The organism is Mesorhizobium sp. LSJC285A00 (assembly GCF_000503155.1).
In the GTDB taxonomy this organism is placed as follows: Bacteria; Pseudomonadota; Alphaproteobacteria; order Rhizobiales; family Rhizobiaceae; genus Mesorhizobium.
In genome coordinates this window covers 63,051-80,419 of sequence record NZ_AYVK01000037.1, presented here as the reverse complement: position 1 = coordinate 80,419, position 17,369 = coordinate 63,051, and the positions used below count along the sequence as shown (strand labels likewise).

The 17,369-nt window shown below is 62.9% G+C and carries 19 protein-coding genes and 1 pseudogene; 5 read left to right on the top strand and 15 right to left on the bottom strand.

The features are described 5' to 3' along the window. Positions 1–73 precede the first annotated feature (73 nt). Positions 74–919, bottom strand: a complete 846-nt coding sequence (locus X726_RS144080) for a MurR/RpiR family transcriptional regulator (protein WP_023672343.1) — start codon at positions 917–919, stop codon at positions 74–76. 213 nt (positions 920–1,132) lie between these two features. On the opposite strand from X726_RS144080, the gene X726_RS144085 reads away from it, so the two are divergent. Beyond that, positions 1,133–2,242 (top strand): Gfo/Idh/MocA family oxidoreductase, encoded by a 1,110-nt coding sequence (locus tag X726_RS144085; protein WP_023672342.1) that lies wholly within the window; start codon positions 1,133–1,135, stop codon positions 2,240–2,242. Positions 2,243–2,253: 11 nt separating this feature from the next. Here the strand turns inward: X726_RS144085 and X726_RS144090 are convergent, their stop codons facing one another. Beyond that, entirely contained in the window at positions 2,254–2,952 is a 699-nt protein-coding gene (locus X726_RS144090) for a YafY family protein (RefSeq protein WP_023672341.1), read from the bottom strand. 126 nt (positions 2,953–3,078) lie between these two features. Between X726_RS144090 and X726_RS144095 the strand changes: the two genes are divergently transcribed. Beyond that, entirely contained in the window at positions 3,079–3,714 is a 636-nt protein-coding gene (locus X726_RS144095; RefSeq protein ID WP_023672340.1) for a LysE family translocator, read from the top strand. 115 nt (positions 3,715–3,829) lie between these two features. On the opposite strand, the gene X726_RS144100 is transcribed toward X726_RS144095, so the two are convergent. From X726_RS144100 to X726_RS144150, 12 genes are all read right to left on the bottom strand, one after another. Further along, positions 3,830–4,345 (bottom strand): SRPBCC domain-containing protein, encoded by a 516-nt coding sequence (locus X726_RS144100; protein ID WP_023672339.1) that lies wholly within the window; start codon positions 4,343–4,345, stop codon positions 3,830–3,832. After that, a complete protein-coding gene (locus X726_RS144105; RefSeq protein WP_023672338.1) occupies positions 4,323–4,682 on the bottom strand; it encodes a helix-turn-helix domain-containing protein in 360 nt (119 codons plus the stop codon). Before X726_RS144105 ends, X726_RS144100 begins: the two co-directional genes overlap by 23 nt. Positions 4,683–4,757: 75 nt before the next feature. Then, on the bottom strand, positions 4,758–5,849 hold the full coding sequence (locus X726_RS144110) for a 3-deoxy-7-phosphoheptulonate synthase (RefSeq protein ID WP_023672337.1): 1,092 nt from the start codon (positions 5,847–5,849) through the stop codon (positions 4,758–4,760). Between the two features lie 89 nt (positions 5,850–5,938). Then, the gene (locus X726_RS1000000172305) at positions 5,939–6,064 is read right to left on the bottom strand and encodes a hypothetical protein (RefSeq protein ID WP_280800225.1); all 126 of its coding nucleotides are present in this window, start codon (positions 6,062–6,064) and stop codon (positions 5,939–5,941) included. Between the two features lie 257 nt (positions 6,065–6,321). Further along, positions 6,322–6,744, bottom strand: coding sequence for a type II toxin-antitoxin system VapC family toxin (locus X726_RS144115; RefSeq protein ID WP_023672336.1), 423 nt, complete (start codon positions 6,742–6,744; stop codon positions 6,322–6,324). Continuing rightward, on the bottom strand, positions 6,741–7,004 hold the full coding sequence (locus X726_RS144120; protein ID WP_023672335.1) for a type II toxin-antitoxin system Phd/YefM family antitoxin: 264 nt from the start codon (positions 7,002–7,004) through the stop codon (positions 6,741–6,743). The genes X726_RS144115 and X726_RS144120 overlap by 4 nt, the downstream gene beginning before the upstream one ends. A gap of 71 nt (positions 7,005–7,075) precedes the next feature. Next, positions 7,076–7,870 carry an SDR family oxidoreductase gene (locus X726_RS144125; RefSeq protein WP_023672334.1) on the bottom strand — a complete coding sequence of 265 codons (795 nt, stop codon included), beginning with the start codon at positions 7,868–7,870 and terminating at the stop codon, positions 7,076–7,078. A gap of 30 nt (positions 7,871–7,900) precedes the next feature. Continuing rightward, the gene (gene iolG / locus X726_RS144130; RefSeq protein WP_023672333.1) at positions 7,901–8,896 is read right to left on the bottom strand and encodes an inositol 2-dehydrogenase; all 996 of its coding nucleotides are present in this window, start codon (positions 8,894–8,896) and stop codon (positions 7,901–7,903) included. A gap of 113 nt (positions 8,897–9,009) precedes the next feature. After that, a complete protein-coding gene (locus X726_RS144135) occupies positions 9,010–9,792 on the bottom strand; it encodes an ATP-binding cassette domain-containing protein (RefSeq protein ID WP_027049093.1) in 783 nt (260 codons plus the stop codon). Positions 9,793–9,794: 2 nt separating this feature from the next. Further along, entirely contained in the window at positions 9,795–10,877 is a 1,083-nt protein-coding gene (locus X726_RS144140; protein WP_023672331.1) for an ABC transporter permease, read from the bottom strand. A gap of 107 nt (positions 10,878–10,984) precedes the next feature. After that, positions 10,985–11,926: a sugar ABC transporter substrate-binding protein gene (locus X726_RS144145; RefSeq protein WP_023672330.1), complete on the bottom strand. Its 942-nt coding sequence runs from the start codon at positions 11,924–11,926 to the stop codon at positions 10,985–10,987. A 361-nt stretch (positions 11,927–12,287) separates the two neighbouring features. Then, positions 12,288–13,319 carry a LacI family DNA-binding transcriptional regulator gene (locus tag X726_RS144150; protein WP_023672329.1) on the bottom strand — a complete coding sequence of 344 codons (1,032 nt, stop codon included), beginning with the start codon at positions 13,317–13,319 and terminating at the stop codon, positions 12,288–12,290. 174 nt (positions 13,320–13,493) lie between these two features. Here X726_RS144150 and X726_RS01000000167410 point away from each other — a divergent pair. From X726_RS01000000167410 to X726_RS144160, 3 genes and pseudogenes are all read left to right on the top strand, one after another. Continuing rightward, positions 13,494–14,514 (top strand): annotated as a pseudogene (locus tag X726_RS01000000167410) (fatty acid desaturase family protein). A gap of 85 nt (positions 14,515–14,599) precedes the next feature. Continuing rightward, on the top strand, positions 14,600–14,914 hold the full coding sequence (locus tag X726_RS144155; RefSeq protein ID WP_023672328.1) for a MocE family 2Fe-2S type ferredoxin: 315 nt from the start codon (positions 14,600–14,602) through the stop codon (positions 14,912–14,914). A gap of 4 nt (positions 14,915–14,918) precedes the next feature. Next, positions 14,919–16,148 (top strand): FAD-dependent oxidoreductase, encoded by a 1,230-nt coding sequence (locus X726_RS144160; RefSeq protein ID WP_031215344.1) that lies wholly within the window; start codon positions 14,919–14,921, stop codon positions 16,146–16,148. A gap of 126 nt (positions 16,149–16,274) precedes the next feature. Here the strand turns inward: X726_RS144160 and X726_RS144165 are convergent, their stop codons facing one another. Next, positions 16,275–17,231 (bottom strand): DUF1402 family protein, encoded by a 957-nt coding sequence (locus X726_RS144165; protein WP_023672326.1) that lies wholly within the window; start codon positions 17,229–17,231, stop codon positions 16,275–16,277. Positions 17,232–17,369 lie beyond the last annotated feature (138 nt).

Genomic DNA, 17,369 nt, shown 5'->3' with positions numbered 1-17,369 from the left:
TGAAATAATAATTCCAATCCATAGTCAATATGGAATGAGCATTCCTCCGCGAATTCGAGCGCCGGGCGCCGGCCTAGGCCTTACGCTTCTTTCCGGTGCTGCGCCGCTTCTCGCCGACGCCGACGGTGAGCGCCATGGCCAGCGCCATGGTGGCCGACAGCGAGCGGAAGCCGGCGAAATCGGCCTCGGCGACCTCGAACCAGACCTTGGCGAACTGGGCGAGTGGCGAAAACGAACTGTCGGTGATGGCGACGATCGGCACGCCCTGTTCGGAAATGGTGCGGGCCTCCTCGATGGTGGCCGGTGCGTAGGGCGAGAAGCTGATGGCGATGACGGCGTCCGCCGGGGTGGCGAAGGCGACCATTTCGGCATTGAGGCCGGCGGCGGATTCGATCAGCTGGTTGCGGATCTTCAGTTTGCCCAGCGCATAGGCGATGTAGCTCGCCACCGGATAGGAGCGGCGCTTGGCCAGGACATAGATGGTCTCGGCCTTGGCCAGCAGCGCAATTGCGTCTTCCAGATGGGCCTCGTCCAGCGAGCGTGAGATGTCGTTGAGCGAAGTGCTGGCGGCGGCGACGAAGCCGTCGAAGATGGCGCGGTGTCCAGCACCCGCATCGGCCTTGGCGCGCAGCGCCTGCAGGCGTTCGTCATAAGAGGAATTGCGCTCGCGCAGCCGCTCGCGAAACACCTGCTGCAGGCTGGTGAAGCCGTCGAAGCCTAGTTGCTGGGCAAAGCGGATCAAGGTGGACGGCTGCACGCCCGCCGAAGCGGCGATGCTGGCGGCGGTGCCGAAGGCGATGTCATCGGGATTGTCGAGCGCATAGGCGGCGATCTGGGCGATGCGCTTGGGCAAGGTTTCACGGCGATCGAGGATCGTGGCGCGCAGCGTCTCGAAGTCGCGAGGTACCCGTTCGTCCATCGTCGCCCCGTCCAAGCTCATCTAGAGCATGATGCCGAAAAGTGTGCAGCGGTTTTCGGACGACATCATGCTCTCTTTAACTCAAGTGACGTCCTCTCTGCCCCATCATAGCGAGCCTGCGCAAGAAGGCCATAAAAAATGAGGCAGACATTCCATTCGGAGAAGAAATGGACTAATTCATCCATCGATCGCTTCAGGTATTGGGAGAAAGAAATGGTCGGCGTTGGTCTTATCGGCACGGGTTTCATGGGCAAATGCCACGCCATTGCGTGGAGCGCCGTCGGCGCCGTCTTTCCCGATGTCGCCAAGCCGAAGCTGGTCCATCTCGGCGAGGTCAACGAGGAGCTGGCCAAGCGCAAGGCCGGTGAGTTCGGCTTCGCCAAGGCGTCGGGCGACTGGCGTGCCGTCGTCAACGACCCCGAGGTCGATATCGTCTCGCTGACCACGCCCAATCAGTTCCATCCGGAGATGGCCATCGCTATTCTCGAAGCCGGCAAACATCTGTGGTGCGAGAAGCCGATGGCGCCGAGCTTTGCCGAAGCAGCGGCGATGGCGGCCGCGGCGAAGAAGTCCGGCAAGGTCGCAGCGCTTGGTTACAACTACATACAGAGCCCGGCCATCCGCCACATCGGCGCGCTGCTCGAGGAAAAGATCATCGGCGAGGTCAACCATCTGCGCATCGAGATGGACGAGGACTTCATGGCCGACCCCGAAGCGCTGTTCTTCTGGAAGCATGAGGCCGCATCCGGCTATGGCGCGCTCGACGATTTCGCCGTGCATCCGCTGTCGCTGGTCTCGACGCTGTTCGGCCGCGTCGCAAAAGTCATCTGCGACATGGCCAAACCCTATGTCGACCGCAAGCTGGCCAGCGGCGGCCGCCGTGCGGTGGAGACCTACGACATCGCCAGCGTTTTGATGCATCTGGAAAACGGCATTGCCGGCACGCTGCTGGTCAACCGCTCGGCCTGGGGCCGCAAGGGCCGCATCGCCATACAGATTTTCGGCTCCAAGGGATCGATCCTGTTCGACCAGGAGCGGATGAACGAAATCCAGCTCTACGTCACCGCCGATCGCCCGACCGAACAGGGCTACCGCACCATATTGGTGGCGCCGCACCACAAGCCTTACGACGCCTTCCTCCCGGCGCCGGGCCATGGGCTCGGTTTCAACGACCTCAAGATCATCGAGTGCCACGAATTGCTGACGCGGCTTGCCGGCAAGCCGGCACGGGTCATCGAATTTGCCGAAGGGCTGGAGATCGAGCGCACCGTGCACGCGATGGCGAGGTCGTTCGAGGGAGAGCGCTGGGTGGATGTGCGGTAAACCCGCTCGCTTCAGCCGCCAGCGACAGCGTTCGCCTCCCAGCCACTGACCCAGACCTGGCGCAGGCGATCGCCTTCGCCCTTGAAGCGCAGGCCGGTCGCCCGGCAATCCGCGATGCGGTCGCTGCGGAAATTGCGGATGGCCTGGCGCAATTCGCACCAGGCGACGATGTTGGCGGTTTCTGAATAGTAGATCAGCGCGATTGGACGGATCAGCCGCTCGGAGGCGCGGCCGATTTCGTCGCGATAGGACAGGTCGAGCTTTTCCTCGTCGCGGATGGCGCGGCGCACAAGCGCCAGATCGATGGTGCCGATTGCCGGTGCTGCGAACCCCCAGACATGCAGCGCGTTGGCGTCGAACGCCTGGCGCAACGGCGGCGGCACGGCGCTGGCGATCTTGGCGCTGACGCGCTTGGCCGCCTGCTTGAGTTCGCTGTCTCCCGTGCGCTCCAGCAGGGCGAGCGACAGGACGATCGCTTCCATCTCCTCGATCGAAAACATCAGCGGCGGCAGGTCGAAGCCGGGCCGCAATATGTAGCCGATACCGCGCCCGCCTTCGATCGGCACGCGCATTGCCTGCAGTGCGGCGATGTCGCGATAGATCGAACGCATCGTGACTTCCAGCTGCCCGGCGATCATGGCTGCCGTCACCGGCTGCCGCGCCAGCCGCAGGATCTGGATAATCTCGAACAGCCGCGACGCCTTGCGCATTTCCTCTCCCTGATGAACGCTACTGACACATCCCCGTCAGTTGGGATGATTTATTGGACTGCCTATCGGGTTGAAAATCAACAAATTCCTCCACGGCACCCCAGCAGGAAGCGACAGGCAACTGACATGAGCTACGCGGAAAATCTCTGGCTGTTCTTTATCCTGCTGTCCGGCATCATCATCGTACCCGGGATGGACATGCTGTTCGTGCTTGCCAATGCGCTCACCGGCGGCCGCGACCGGGGCCTCGCCGCCACCGGTGGCATCATGGTCGGCGGCATCGTGCACACGCTGAACGGCGCCATCGGCGTCGGCCTGCTGATGCATTTCGTACCGATCCTGTACAAGCCGCTGCTGATAGCCGGCGCCGCCTACATGGCCTTCATCGGCATCTCGCTGATGCGCAGTTCCATCACCGTCGGCCACGACGGGCCCGCCGGCAGCCGTACGGCCTGGAAGGCCTTTCGCCAGGGACTGGTGACCTGCCTGATCAACCCGAAGGCCTATCTCTTCATATTTGCCGTCTATCCGCAGTTCCTGAAGCCGGATTACGGCCCGATCTGGATGCAGGCGACGGTCATGGGCTTGCTGACGATGCTGACGCAGGCCGCCATCTATGGCGGGCTCGCCATCACCGCCGGCCGCAGCCGCAATCTGCTGGTGGCCAATCCGCGGGCGACCGCTTTTGCGGGCCGGGCGGCCGGACTGCTGCTGTTTGCTGTCTCGGTGTTTACGGCATGGGAAGGGTTGAGGGCAGCGTGATCCCGATCAAGCGATGACGCCGCGTTTCTTCGCCTCGGTGCGGCGCTTGCGGATCACTGTCCCGGTCTTTTCGTCGTCGAGGGCGGCAGCTACCCCGTCCGCGAGACCGATGACGTCATGACCGCCTCACGCCCTCGCCCAAGACGACGAGAAGCTCGTCCAATTGCTCGAACGTCTCGCCCATCGCATCCGCCGCCCCGGTACCGGCCGCGTCGAGAGCCTCCTTCGAGGGATAGAGTTCGTGCATGACCAGCAGCGTCTTGCCACCCTTTTCCTCGAAGGTCAGCGTGGTGACGGGTCCACCGTCACCACCTTCCTCATTGGTCCAGACGAGGCGTGAGTGGGGTGTCACTTCGATATACCTGCCGAAGAATTCGTGAAGGTCCGAGGCGTCGTGGCCGAACACCAGGCGGTACGTGCCTCCGGTACGAGCATCCATCTCGCATGAACGCAGGAACATGCCCATCGACTTCGGCACCCACCACTGCTTGAACAGCTCGGGCTTGGTCCACGCCTCGAACACGATGCGCGCCGGACCGTTGACCGTTCGCGTGACGACCAGCTCCCGTTCGGACTTCCGTTCGACCGTGGTGCGGCTGTTCGTGGGCTCACTCTCGGTTCTTTGGCGCATCGGCTTTCTCCTTCCGTTTCAATTCCTCGACAACCTTGTCCAACTCGTTGAAGCGTGCGTCCCAGAGCAGGCGGTGCCGCTCGATCCAGGCCGCCTCTTCCTCCAGTCCGCGCAGGCCGAGCTTGCAGGTCCGCACGCGGCCAACCTTCTGCGTGGTGACGAGCCCCGCCTGCTCCAGGACGCCGACGTGCTTCTTCATGCCCGTGAGGGTCATGTGGAACTTTCCGGCAAGCTCGGTGATCGAAGCGTCTGCGCGTCCGAGCTGCTCCAGAACGCCACGCCGGGTGGCGTCCGAGAGCGCGGCGAACGAGGAATCCAAGTCGGTATACTGAACCATACGGTTCAGTATTTAGCAGACCGGTTGCCGGGGTGCAAGGGGAGCCGCAGCGTCCTTCCCGCGCATCGCCTCGTATCAGGCGGCGCCCGGCCGGTTCTCCATCATGGCGCGGCGGGCTGAGCGGCGCCATTCTACGGCGCCGGCGAGGCCGTGCAGCACCGTCTCTGTGGTCGCCCAGTCGATGCAGCCATCTGTGATGCTCTGGCCATAGACGAGCGGCTTGCCTGATACCACGTCCTGCCGGCCGGCGACGAGATTGCTCTCGATCATGACGCCGATGATACGCTCGTCCCCTGCTGCCACATGGCCGGCGACATCGGCCGCCACCTTCGGCTGGTTCTCCGGCTTCTTGCTCGAGTTCGCGTGGCTGACATCGATCATCAGACGGGGGGCGACGCCGATGCGGGCAAGTTCGACCGAGGCCGCCTCGACGCTCGCCGAATCGTAATTCGGCTGAACGCCGCCGCGCAGGATGACGTGGCAGTCCTCATTGCCGGTAGTAGTCGCAATGCCGCTGCGTCCGCCCTTGGTCACCGCCATGAAATGATGCGGCTGGGCGGCGGATTTCACCGCCTCGGCGGCGATCCTGAGATTGCCGTCGGTGCCGTTCTTGAAGCCGACCGGGCAGGACAGGCCGGAAGCCAGTTCGCGGTGGATCTGGCTCTCGGTGGTGCGCGCGCCGATGGCGCCCCAGGCGACGAGGTCGGCAATGTATTGCGGCGTCGTCATGTCGAGAAATTCGGTGGCCGAGGGCAGGCCGAGATTGTTGACCGCCGACAGCACGTTGCGCGCCATCCGCAGCCCCTTGTCGATGTTGAAGCTGCCGTCGAGATCGGGATCGTTGATAAGGCCCTTCCAGCCGACAGTCGTGCGCGGCTTTTCGAAATAGACCCGCATGACGATCTCCAACCGGTCGGACAGGGTCTCGCGCAGCGCCACTAGCCGGCTGGCATAGTCAACGGCCGCGACCGGGTCGTGGATCGAACACGGGCCGACGATGACAAGCAGCCGGTCGTCGGTGCCGTTCAAGATGGCATGGGTGGCGTTGCGTGATGCGCTCACGGTGCGCGTTGCCGTCAGCGTGCGCGGGATCTCCCGCATCACCTCGTCCGGCGTACTCAATTCTCGGATTTCCTTGACCCGAAGATCGTCTGTGGTGGTCAACACGGCTTTCTGCTCCTGTTTTTAGGAGACCTGCCGGCTGATACAAAAAAGCCGCCAGGTCTGGCGGCTGTTCGGACTTGTTGCTGCAATCTTCAGATCGAGCGCAATCCTCCCGCCGCCAGCGAGCTCGTAAAGTACCAATAGGTGGCGGTCAGGTTGATCATGAGGTTCATATAGTCGATGCCGAGGCGCTTGTCACGTGGGGTATGCGGAGACAATTCGGGATTGGCCGAATCCTCGCGATTTCGTCATCCCTGGGCGGAGCAGGAGCGAAGCTCCGTCGCGGAGACCCTGGGATCCATTCCGTGACCTGGGCCGTGGAGTGCGGCAGAGCAGAATTCTGGACCGTAGCAGCGCTCTGAAGTCGCGGCATGGATCCTCGGGTCTGCGCTGCGTCGCCACGCTCCTTGCTCCGCCCGTGGATGACGAAGTGCCGGCGGTTCGCCAATCGCCAACACGTATAACGCGGAGCGGCTCATGCGGTCCAGGGATCGAAGAGTTCAAGCCCAAAGCCTTCGAAATCTTTCGTATTGCACGTTGCCAAGGTGAGCTCGTGCGCAATCGCAGTGGCTGCGATCAGGCCGTCCATCGACGACAGACCACGACCGCGGCGCTTCGCAAGACCCATCAGGTCGCCCCAGGCCAAGGCAACCGCATCGTCCACCGGCAAAACCCGCTGTTCGAAGCGCTGGGGCAGGTCCCGGGCGAGCCATTCGGCCAGCGCCTCGCGTTTGCGGCCCTCATCCATCAGAGAGACGCCGCGCCGGATCTCGGCGATCGACACTACGCTGATGAAGGAGCGGTCCTCATCAAGCTCGTCCAGCCAGCCCAGGACACGTGCGTCAGGCGCTGGCCTCGTCACCTCGGACAGGACATTCGTGTCGAGCAGCAGTCTCACTGCGGCAGGTCACGCGGTTCGTCGCGCTGACGTTCAAGCTCGAGATCGGCGCCGCGCAGCGGCGAGTCCAGCAGGAACTCGGCAAGCGTACCCTTGCGTGCGATCTTGCGCTGCCATTCCTCGGCCGAGACGACAACCACGCTTGGTTTGCCGTTCTTGGTGATCGTCTGCGGCAAGGACTGTGCGCGCTCGATGACCTCGGAGAGCCGGGCTTTTGCCCCGGCAACCGTCCAGTTGGTGTCTTTGGATGACGTTAGCATCGCATGCTCGTGACTAGCCTGACTATCAGGACTATGTGGGAATGGCGATGTTGCTGCAACAGGGTTTGAGGCTACTCCGGCGAGGTCCCCGCGACGTTCTGGTCGTAGTCAACCAGCGAGCCGGTCATGACACCGGATTGCGGGCTGGCCATGTAGCTGATCAGCCGCGCCAGTTGGTCGGGCTTCACCAGTTGGCCCATGGGCTGGCCGGCCTCTGCCTTTGCCAGCCAGTCGTCGGAGGCACCGTGCCATTTCTTCTGCACGATGTCCTCGCCCTCGGTGTCCATCCAGCCCGGCAGCACGGCGTTGCAGCGGATGCGGTTGAAACGATAGGCGTTGGCGACGTTCTTGGTCAGCGTCGCCAGCGCGCCCTTGCTCGAGGAATAGGGCGCAAGGAACGACTGGCCGCAATGTGCCGACATCGACAGCACGTTGACGATCGAGCCCGGCGCCTTCTTGTCCAGCAGATGCGCCACCACGCCCTGCATCAGGAAGAAGGGACCACGCACATTGGTGTGGAAAATCTGGTCGAACACCTCTTCCGAAGTTTCGACAAGTGAACCACGCGCGGACGTGGCGGCGGCGTTGACCAGCGCGTTGATGGTGCCGAAATGCGAGATCGCGGTTGCCACCGCACGCTTGCAGTCCGCCACTTTCGAGACGTCGGCGCTGATGAAGATCGCATCGACGCCGGCCTTCTTGAAGTGGGCGACCGCCTTGTCGCCCTTCTCCTGCGAGCGGCCGATGAGCGCCAGCGCCTTGCAGCCCTCGTCGGCCAGCGCTTCGGCGACGGCAAAGCCGATGCCTTGCGCACCGCCGGTGACGATGGCGCGCGTGTTCGAATTGCGATCGGCGGATGTGCTCATCGCTCTGCTCCTGTGCCTTGGTTCCGGTTCTTACTTGTCGAGACGGACGGTCTTGCCTGATGTCGCCGACTTCAGCGCGGCATCGGCCAGCTTCAGCGCCACGAGGCCGTCGGCGCCGCTCGGCGATGCCTTCTTGCCCGAGGTTGCAGCAGTGATGAAAGCGGCAATCTCGATGGCGTAGGCGTCGAGATAGCGGGTCATGAAGAAATCGTGCAGCGGCGGGCGCGTATAGCCCTTCTCGTTGGCGACCTCTATCGACACCGGCCGCTGGTTTTCGGCGGCGACCATGCCTTTGGAGCCATGCACCTCGATGCGCTGGTCGTAGCCATAGGTGGCGCGGCGCGAATTGGAGATGACGGCCTGCTTCCCGGACGCGGTTTCGAGGATGACGCTGACCGAATCGAAATCGCCGGCCTCGCCGATCTTCTTGTCGACCAGCACCGAAGCATGGGCGCTGACCGCCGCCACCTCTTCGCCGAGCAGGAAGCGCGCCATGTCGAAATCGTGGATGGTCATGTCGCGAAAAATGCCGCCCGAGCGCTTGATGTAATCGACCGGCGGCGCGCCCGGATCGCGCGAGGTGATGGTGACCATCTCGACAGTACCGATGGCGCCGTCGTCGATCGCCTTGCGCACGGCGGCGAAGTGCGGATCGAAGCGGCGGTTGAAGCCGACCATCAGCGTCGCCTTGGCCTTGTCGACCACGGCCAGGCACTTCTCGACGCGCTTGACGTCGAGGTCGATCGGCTTCTCGCAGAAGATCGCCTTGCCGGCCTTGGCGAAACGCTCGATCAGATCGGCATGGGTGTCGGTCGGCGTGCAGATGACCACGGCGTCGATGTCCTTGGCCTTCTCGATCGCGTCGATGGTGCGCACTTCGGCGCCATAGGCGGTTGCCAACTCGGTCGCCGCCTTTTCAAAAGCGTCGGCAACGGCCACCAGTCTGGCCTGCGGGTTGGAGCCGACGGCGCGGGCATGGACCTTGCCGATGCGGCCGGCACCGAGGAGGGCGAAACGAACAGTCATGGGGTATTTCCTCTAGGGGGATGGGTTCGAGAGAGTTGTGTCTCCACCTTCCTTTTGAGAAAGGTGGCAAGATAATTTTTCGAGCACGCCAGAAAACAGGATGACCATCCTGTTCAGGCCGCGAGTTCCGCCTCCCCGGTCTTGGCGCCGGTGATGTAGGAGACGATGTCGTTGCCGTCGGTGTTTTCCTTGCGCAGGTTGGCGACGATGCGGCCGCGCCGGAAGACGACGATGCGATCGCACAGGTCGAACACCTGGCGCATGTTGTGGCTGATCAGGATCAGCGGCTCGCCATTGTCCTTCAGCGTGCGGATGATGTTTTCGACCTGCGCCGTCTCCTGCACGCCAAGGGCTGCCGTCGGCTCGTCCATGATGATCAGCTTGGAGGCGAAGGTCGCGGTCCGGGCGATCGCAACGCACTGGCGCTGGCCGCCCGACATGTGGCGAATGGTGTTGGACAAATTGGGGATTTTCACTGCCGTGCGGATCAGCGCCGCCTCGGTCGCCTTGCGCATGTATTTGCGGTCGAGGATCGAGAACGGGCCGAGATTGAAAAGCACCTTTTCGCGGCCGAGGAACAGGTTCGACGGCACGTCGAGATCGTCGGCCAGCGCCAGGTTCTGGAACACGGTCTCGATGCCCGCCGTGCGCGCTTCGATCGGCCCGGCAAAATTCACTTCCCTGCCGTCGAACCAGATCTGGCCGCTGGTGCGCTGCTCGACGGCGGTGATCTGGCGCACGAAGGTGGATTTGCCGGCGCCATTGTCGCCCATGATGGCGACATGCTCGCCCTTGCGCAGCTCGAAATTCGCGCCTTCCAGCGCATGGACGCCGCCATAGCGTTTGGTCAGGTTTTCGGTCTTCAGGACGATGTCTGTCGTGGAGATATCTGGCATGGTCAAGCCCTCAATGCCCGCATGCGCTGGCGCCATTGGTCGAGAACGACCGCGCCGACGATGATCACGCCCTTGACCATCTCCTGATAGTAGGCGTCGAGGCGCAGGAAGGTGAAGCCGGAAATGATGACGCCGAAGATCAGCGAGCCGATCACGGTGCCGACGATCGAGCCGCGGCCGCCCGACAAAGAGACGCCGCCGATGACCGCCATGGCGATGGCGTCGAGCTCGTACATGACGCCCATGCCGGACTGTGCTGTCAGGTTCTTGGAGGAGAGCACGACGGCGGCCAGCGCGGCGAGGATGCCGGCAATGACATAGACGAGGATCTTGTGGTTGGCGATCTTGATGCCCGACATGCGCGCGGCATCCTCGTTGGAGCCGATGGCGTAGCAGTGCTTGCCGTAGCGTGTGTAGGTCATGATCAGCTGGAACAGCACCGCCAGCGACAGGAAGATGATGACCGGCATCAGGCCCTTGCCGATACCAGCGAAACTTTCGGTCGGAAACGAGATCGGCTGACCCTTGGACCACCATTTGGCAATGCCGCGCGCGGTCACCATCATGCCGAGCGTGGCGATGAACGGCGGAATGCGCGTGTATGCAATCAAGGAGCCGTTGACGAGACCGGCGAGCAGACCACAGCCGATGGCGACTAGTACCGGCACGATGACCGGCAGGTCGGTCCAGCCTTGCGCCAGGAACATCGCCTTGGGGTTGGGGTTGGGGTTGCCGTTGACCGTCGCCACCTGGGCAAAACTCATGGCGATCATGGCGGTGGCGCCGACGATCGAGCCCGAGGACAAGTCGATGCCGCCGCAAATGATCACCTGCGTGACGCCGATGGCGATGATGCCGACGATCGACACCTGCAGGATGATGATCTGCAGGCGGGCCTCATTGAAGATCCCGGCGACGTTGTCGCGCGTGTTGAACAGGAAGCTGTCGCCAAGAAAGATGCGGCCGATCATTTCGAAGATGACGACCAGAATGACCAGCGCCAGGAAGACGTTGAATTCGGCCGGCCATGTCCGCCTCTTCGCGTCATAGCTGACCCCGCCGACGCCATGAGATGTCTGTGACATGTCTGTCCTCCGTGAGGCGGCATTTGCCCTCCCGCACGTAAGGGCGGTGAGGGAAACGGGAGCGGCGCGATTGATGCGCCGCTCCGTTAGTCGAACGAGTCGCCGGCTCAGTTCTTCTTCAGGAACTTGTCGATGTTGGCTGGCGTCACGAGTTGGAAGGGCACGTAGACCTTGTGCTCGACCTTCTCGCCCTTGGCGAGCTTCAGCGCTGCGTCCAGAGCGCCGGCGCCCTGGCCGGCCGCATCCTGGAACACGGTGGCATCGAGGTCGCCGGCCTGCATGGCGGCAAGCGCGTCCTGCGTGGCGTCGACACCGCCGACGACGACCGTCTTCATGTCGATGTTGGCGGCCTTCATCGCCTGGATGGCGCCGATGGCGCTTTCGTCATTGTTGGCGATGACGCCGTCGAACGGCTTGCCGGTTGACAGCCAGTTGGTCATCAGGTTCTGCGCTTCGTCGCGGTTCCAGTTCGAAGTCTGCTTGTCGATGATCTTGATGAAGCTGCACTCCGGCGTGGCGATCACCTCTTCGATGTCCTTGGTGCGCTGCACGGCGGCCTGGTTGGAAAGCTCGCCCATGATGACATAGACATTGGCTTCCTTCTTGCCGGCCCCGGTGAACAGGCGGCAGACTTCCTTGGTCTCGAGCGTGCCGGAATCGGCCTCGTTCGACGCGACGAAGGCCTGGTTGTCCGGCAGCGTGTCGACATTGACCGGCTGGCGGTTGACATAGACCAACGGGATCTTGGCGGCTGCGGCGGCGTCCGACATCGCCTGCGTGGCCGAGGTATCGACCGGGTTGACGATGATGGCGTCGACGCCCGAGGCGGCGAAGTTCTTGATCTGGTCGAGCTGCTTGGCGACGTCGTTCTGCGCGTCCTCGACCTGCAGTTCCACGCCGCTCATGCCCTTGGCCTGCTCGATCATGCCGTTGCGCAGCACGGTGAGGAAGTTGTCGTCGAACTTGGCCATCGACACGCCGACCTTGGCGGCAAAAGCGGACGAACTCATCAGCGCCGCAAAGGCGACGCCCAAAATCAGTTTCTTCATTGTGTTTCTCCTCCACATTGGTGTCCGGCTGCACCGATCTACCCGGAATCCCCGATAGCCCGAGGAATCTCTCCCTGATGCCTTCCTGTTCCGTATGGCGTTTTGTCCAAGCGATGGAACGCCAGGCTCCCAGTTTGAAACAGATGTTCCGGAACGAAAGAACCAAAATACCAATCTGATGAAATATTTATTCCATTTTTTCGCGAGACGTCAAGAGCGATTCCTAAGTCGGAAAGCGGATTTTCGGTCGCCTCGCCGCGAATCAAGGCCGGCAGCGGCACAGGCCGTGTCTGAAGGCAGACTCTGATAGATTCTATCATCGCCGGAGAGCCCGCGCCGAACGGGTCGGCGCGGCAACGCGTTAGATATTTTCCGGCAGATATATGTCGAAGGGCAGAAAGGTCTGGCCCGGCGCGTTGGCGGCGCCGGCCTCGATGGAATGCGCCATCAGGTCGACAAGCTCGCGGCACAAGGCGGCGAGCGGCGTCGAGATCACCATGGTCAGGATGTTGTCGGCGAGTGCCGCGCGCGATTCGGCGTTGATCTCGTTGCAGACGACCACCGGCATGCTTGCGGGCTTCGCTGCGCGCAGCGCCGAGACCGCGCCTTCCATGCCGCCGCCGGCGACATAGCAGCCGGCAAGATCCGGATACCGCACCAGGAGATCGATCATCGCATCGTGGGTGACCTGGTTGGCTTCCAGATTGACCAGCGTTTCCATCACCGTGAAGTCCGGCGCATGTTCGCGGAAGAAGGAGCGAAATCCGATCTCGCGCAGTTCATGGCCGTGGAAGCGATGACTGCCGACGAAAAGGGCGACCTTGCCGGGGTTCTTTGCCGCCCTGGCGATCATCCAGGCCGCGGTGCGACCGACCTTGCGATTGTCGAGGCCGACATATCCCTCACGGATGCCAGCGGCAAAGTCGGACAGCAGCGAGAAGACAGGTTGCCCCCTCGCTTTCAGCGACTCCACGACCGCCGTCAGCGTCGGATGGTCCGGACCGACAACGGCGATTGCTCTGGATTTCGCTGCCAGCTTGCGCATCTGGGCGGCGATCTCGTCGGCGGCTAGCGAGCTGGCGAAATCGATGGTGGCGACGCCGCGGAAGCGCTGCGATTGCGAGACCGCCATTTCTAGCTCCCTCGCGAAATCGCCGTAAAAAACATCATTGCCCCGCAGCAGCAGAAAGCCGAGGCGGTATTCCGGCAATTCCTGGCGCATGCGCCGCTTGATCAGCCCGGCGGCGTGGTAGCCGATGCCGGTCGCCGCCTCATAGACGCGGCGCGCGGTTTCCTCGCGCACCGGCAGCCGGTTGTTCAGCACCCTGTCGACAGTGGCGACGCTAACGCCGGAGATGCGCGCCAGATCGGTGATGGTTGGCCGTTTTGCCATGACTGTCCCGCATGAGTGCCTGCAACTGCTTACATCGTTCTGATGGAAAATGATAGAAACTATCTTTGTGATATTGAGACTATCACCGCATGGCGCTATTTTGCGCTCGGACACAAGCGCCTGTAATGGACATATCCGTCCTGACGGATGCTGTGGCCGACGGAGGCAGCCCCTATGGAAGCGACACTATCCACACTACCGTTTCGGCGCGACTACAGCCTGATGGGCCGCGATTCCAAGCTCGCCGTCGAGACCGGGCTGGCGGCGGCCGAGTGGTATCACACCGATATTCCGCGCAAGCAGATGAAGGAGCTGATGCAGCGCTCCGACGGGCCGGCGATCCGCGACANTCGTCTATGGCGTGCTCTATGGATCGTCGAGCGACTCACGCTGGCACGAATGCGGCCACGGCACCGCCTTCCGCACCCAGTGGATGAACGACGCGGTTTACCAGATCGCCTGCTTCATGATCATGCGCAATCCGGTGACCTGGCGCTGGAGCCACACCCGCCACCACACCGACACCATCATCGTCGGCCGCGACCCGGAAATCTCCGTCATGCGGCCGCCGGATCTGTTCCGGGTCGCGCTTGGCTTTATCGGCGTGCTGGATGCCTGGCATGCGATGTCGGACATGCTGCGCAATGCCGCCGGCAATATCAGCGCGGCGGAAAAGACTTTTATCCCCGAACAGGAGCAGCCTAAGGCCATTCGCATCGCCCGCATCTGGACGGCGATCTATGCCGTGACGATCGCGCTGGCGCTTTATTTCGGTTCATGGCTGCCGCTGATGCTGGTCGGGCTGCCCCGGCTCTACGGCGCCTGGCATCATGTCATGGTTGGCCTGCTGCAGCATGGCGGGCTGGCGGAAAATGTCATCGACCACCGGCTGAACAGCCGCACCGTCTACATGAACCCGGTCAGCCGCTTCATCTACTGGAACATGAACTATCACGTCGAACACCACATGTTCCCGATGGTGCCCTATCATGCACTGCCTAAACTGCATGCGCTGATCAAGCACGATCTGCCGGCGCCGACGCCGTCGATCCTGGCCGGCTACCGCGAGATGATCCCGGCCTTTTTGCGCCAGCTGCGCAACGAGGACTATTTCCTCAAGCGCGAACTGCCGCCAACGGCGCGGCCCTATCGCGAGGAACTCCAAAACGACGCCGTCGCCGCCGCGGCGGAATGATCGCGCGATTAAGCTTTTGTTTTGTCGCAACTCCGAACGGAAAACCGCAACGCACTTTTCCTGGAATTGCTTTTGGGAGGAACACATGAGCGACTGGATCGAGGCCTGCGCCGCCGGCGACATCGACGAAGAAGATGTGATGCGCTTCGACCATGGCGGCCGCACCTTCGCCATCTATCGCAGCCCTGACGACGATTATTTCGCCACGGATGGCCTGTGCACGCACGAAAAGGTGCATCTGGCCGACGGGCTGGTGATGGACGACATCATCGAGTGCCCCAAGCACAATGGCCGCTTCAATTACAAGACGGGGGCGGCACGGGGCGCGCCGGTTTGCGTCAATCTCGCCACCTATCCGGTAAAGGTCGAGGCCGGCAAAGTGCTGATCCAGATCGGATAGGACCATGCAGGCGGGAATGGTCATCATTGGCGCCGGCGAGTGCGGCGGGCGGGCAGCGCTGACACTGCGCGAGCTGGGCTATGACGGGCCGGTGACGCTGGTGGGTGACGAACCCCATCTGCCCTATGAGCGGCCGCCCCTGTCCAAGGACGCAATGACGAGCGACGCGGCCGAGATCAAGACGATCGCCAGCGACGAAATTCTGGCCGAGAAATCGATCCGGCATATCCATTCCGTTCAAGCGGTGGCGATCGACCGCCAGGCGCATATGGTGCGGCTGTCGGACGGTTCGGCCCTGCCCTACGACAAGCTGTTGCTGGCGACCGGCTCGACACCGCGCAAGCTGCCGATGCCGGGATTGGGGTCGCGCTGCGTCTACCTCCGCACCTTTGCCGACGCGCTGGCCATTCGCGCCCACCTCAGCCCGGCAAACCGCATCGCCATCATTGGTGGTGGCTTTATCGGCCTGGAGCTCGCCGCTTCGGCGCGCAAGCTCGGGGCCAGCGTCACGGTCATTGAGGCGCAGCCGCGCATCCTCATGCGCGGGGTGCCGGCGGAGATCGCTGAAATCATCCATCAGGCGCATGAGGCCGAAGGCGTGACCGTGCTCACCGGTCAGGGCATCGCTGATATCGCCGACGACGGCGCTGAGGTGCACATCATGCTCGCCGATGGGCAGGACATCGTCGCCGATCTCGCCGTCATCGGCATCGGCGCCGTGCCGGTGACCGGGCTTGCCGCGGAAGCGGGCCTGACCGTCGATAACGGCATCGCCGTCAATGGCGAACTCCAAACAATCGATCCCAACATCTTCGCCGCCGGCGATTGCTGCTCGTTTCCGCTCGCTGTCTATGCTGGCCGGCGGGTGCGGCTGGAAGCCTGGCGCAATGCGCAGGAACAGGGTGCGCTGGCCGCGAAGAACATGCTGGGCGCCCGCGAAGCGCATGCCGCGGTGCCATGGTTCTGGTCGGATCAGTATGGTTTGTCGCTGCAGATCGCCGGCCTTTCGGACGAGGGCAAAAGCACGGTCCGCCGCGATCTCGGCGACGGTGCTTTTATTCTGTTTCATCTGGCCGAGGATGGCAGGCTGGTGGCGGCGAGCGGCCTCGGTACGGGCAATGCCGTGGCGCGCGACATCAGGCTGGCCGAGATGCTGATCGCCAAGCGGGCTAGGCCGGCGCCGGAGGCGTTGGGGTCGCCGGATGTGAAGCTGAAGTCGTTGCTGGCAGCGTGAAGGACTGACTTACCTCCCCTTGTGGGGAGGGTCGCCGCGAAGCAGTGGGGTGCGGCACCGGCCCCCACCCCGACCTGCGGTCCGACCTCCCCACAAAGGGGGAGGTAGACGGCTGAGCTAAGCCCGCTAAAACAGCGCCTTCAGCTCGTCCAGCTTGTCGTTGACCAGCCAGCCGTAATAATTCTCCTCGGGCAGTTTGACCGCCTCACCCGCCGCGCGGCGCTTGTCGTTCTCGGCCTTCAGCGCATAGGCGCGCTGCTCGGGATTGCCGACATTGTAGAGCGTGGCGGTCAGCCCCGGATTGCCTGAGATGTCGAAGCCGGCAATGTTTTTGTAGGCGTCGATCGACTTCCTGATCGTCGCTGCGACGTAGGGCAATGTCAGGTCCGGATCCATGATGGTCTTGTAGACCCCATTGGGATCGCCGACATCGAGCTCGGGCAGCCCCGACACCTTGTGCACGAGATCGCTCATCTGCAGCGCGGTCAGCGGGTTGAGCTGGCCGAGGCCAAAGGTCTGGCCGGCATAGTAGGGCTGGAAGAAGGTTGCGCCGAAGCGGTCGTTGGGAAAGCTTGTGCCGCCGACGGTCTTGCCGCGGAAGGAGCGGTTCCACACCTGCTCGCGGCATTCCCACAGGTCGTAGCTGTCCGACATCGTGCACTTCTTGAATTCCGGCCGCTGCACGAAATCGGTGATGTCCTCTCCGTCATAGGCGAAGGACAGCTTGCTGGAGAGGTAGGAAATCGCCTTGACGTAGTAGGTCTGCAGCCGGTCGTAGGCGTCGACATTGTAGGTGTGCTCGCCGACGATGGCGCCGACGATGTGCAAAGGATTGATGCCGTAGGCAGCGGCGGCCTTCCTGATCTTGGCGCGCAGTTCGGCGTCGTTCTGAAGCAAGGCGTAGACCTTGCGGTATTTGGCCTGGAAGGTGGTGTTGGTGGCCTGGGTGCGGCGGCTGGAGGCGCCCGGTATGTCAGGTTGCACGGCATTGCGGTTGCCCGCCGGCACCAGTGTCGCCGCGTCGGCCGCGAACAGCGTCGCCGCCAGCGTCAAGCCGAGAATGACAAGGATCAGTTTTTTCATGCGCCGCCGCCCAAGCAATTCCAGGAAAAGTGTGAAACGGTTTTCCGTCCGGAATTGCGTCTAGAGAATTGCCGCGCAAACTAGGGAGTGCTCCCGGTTGAGTCGAGAGCGCCCTTGCACCCGGCAAGACGAAAGGTG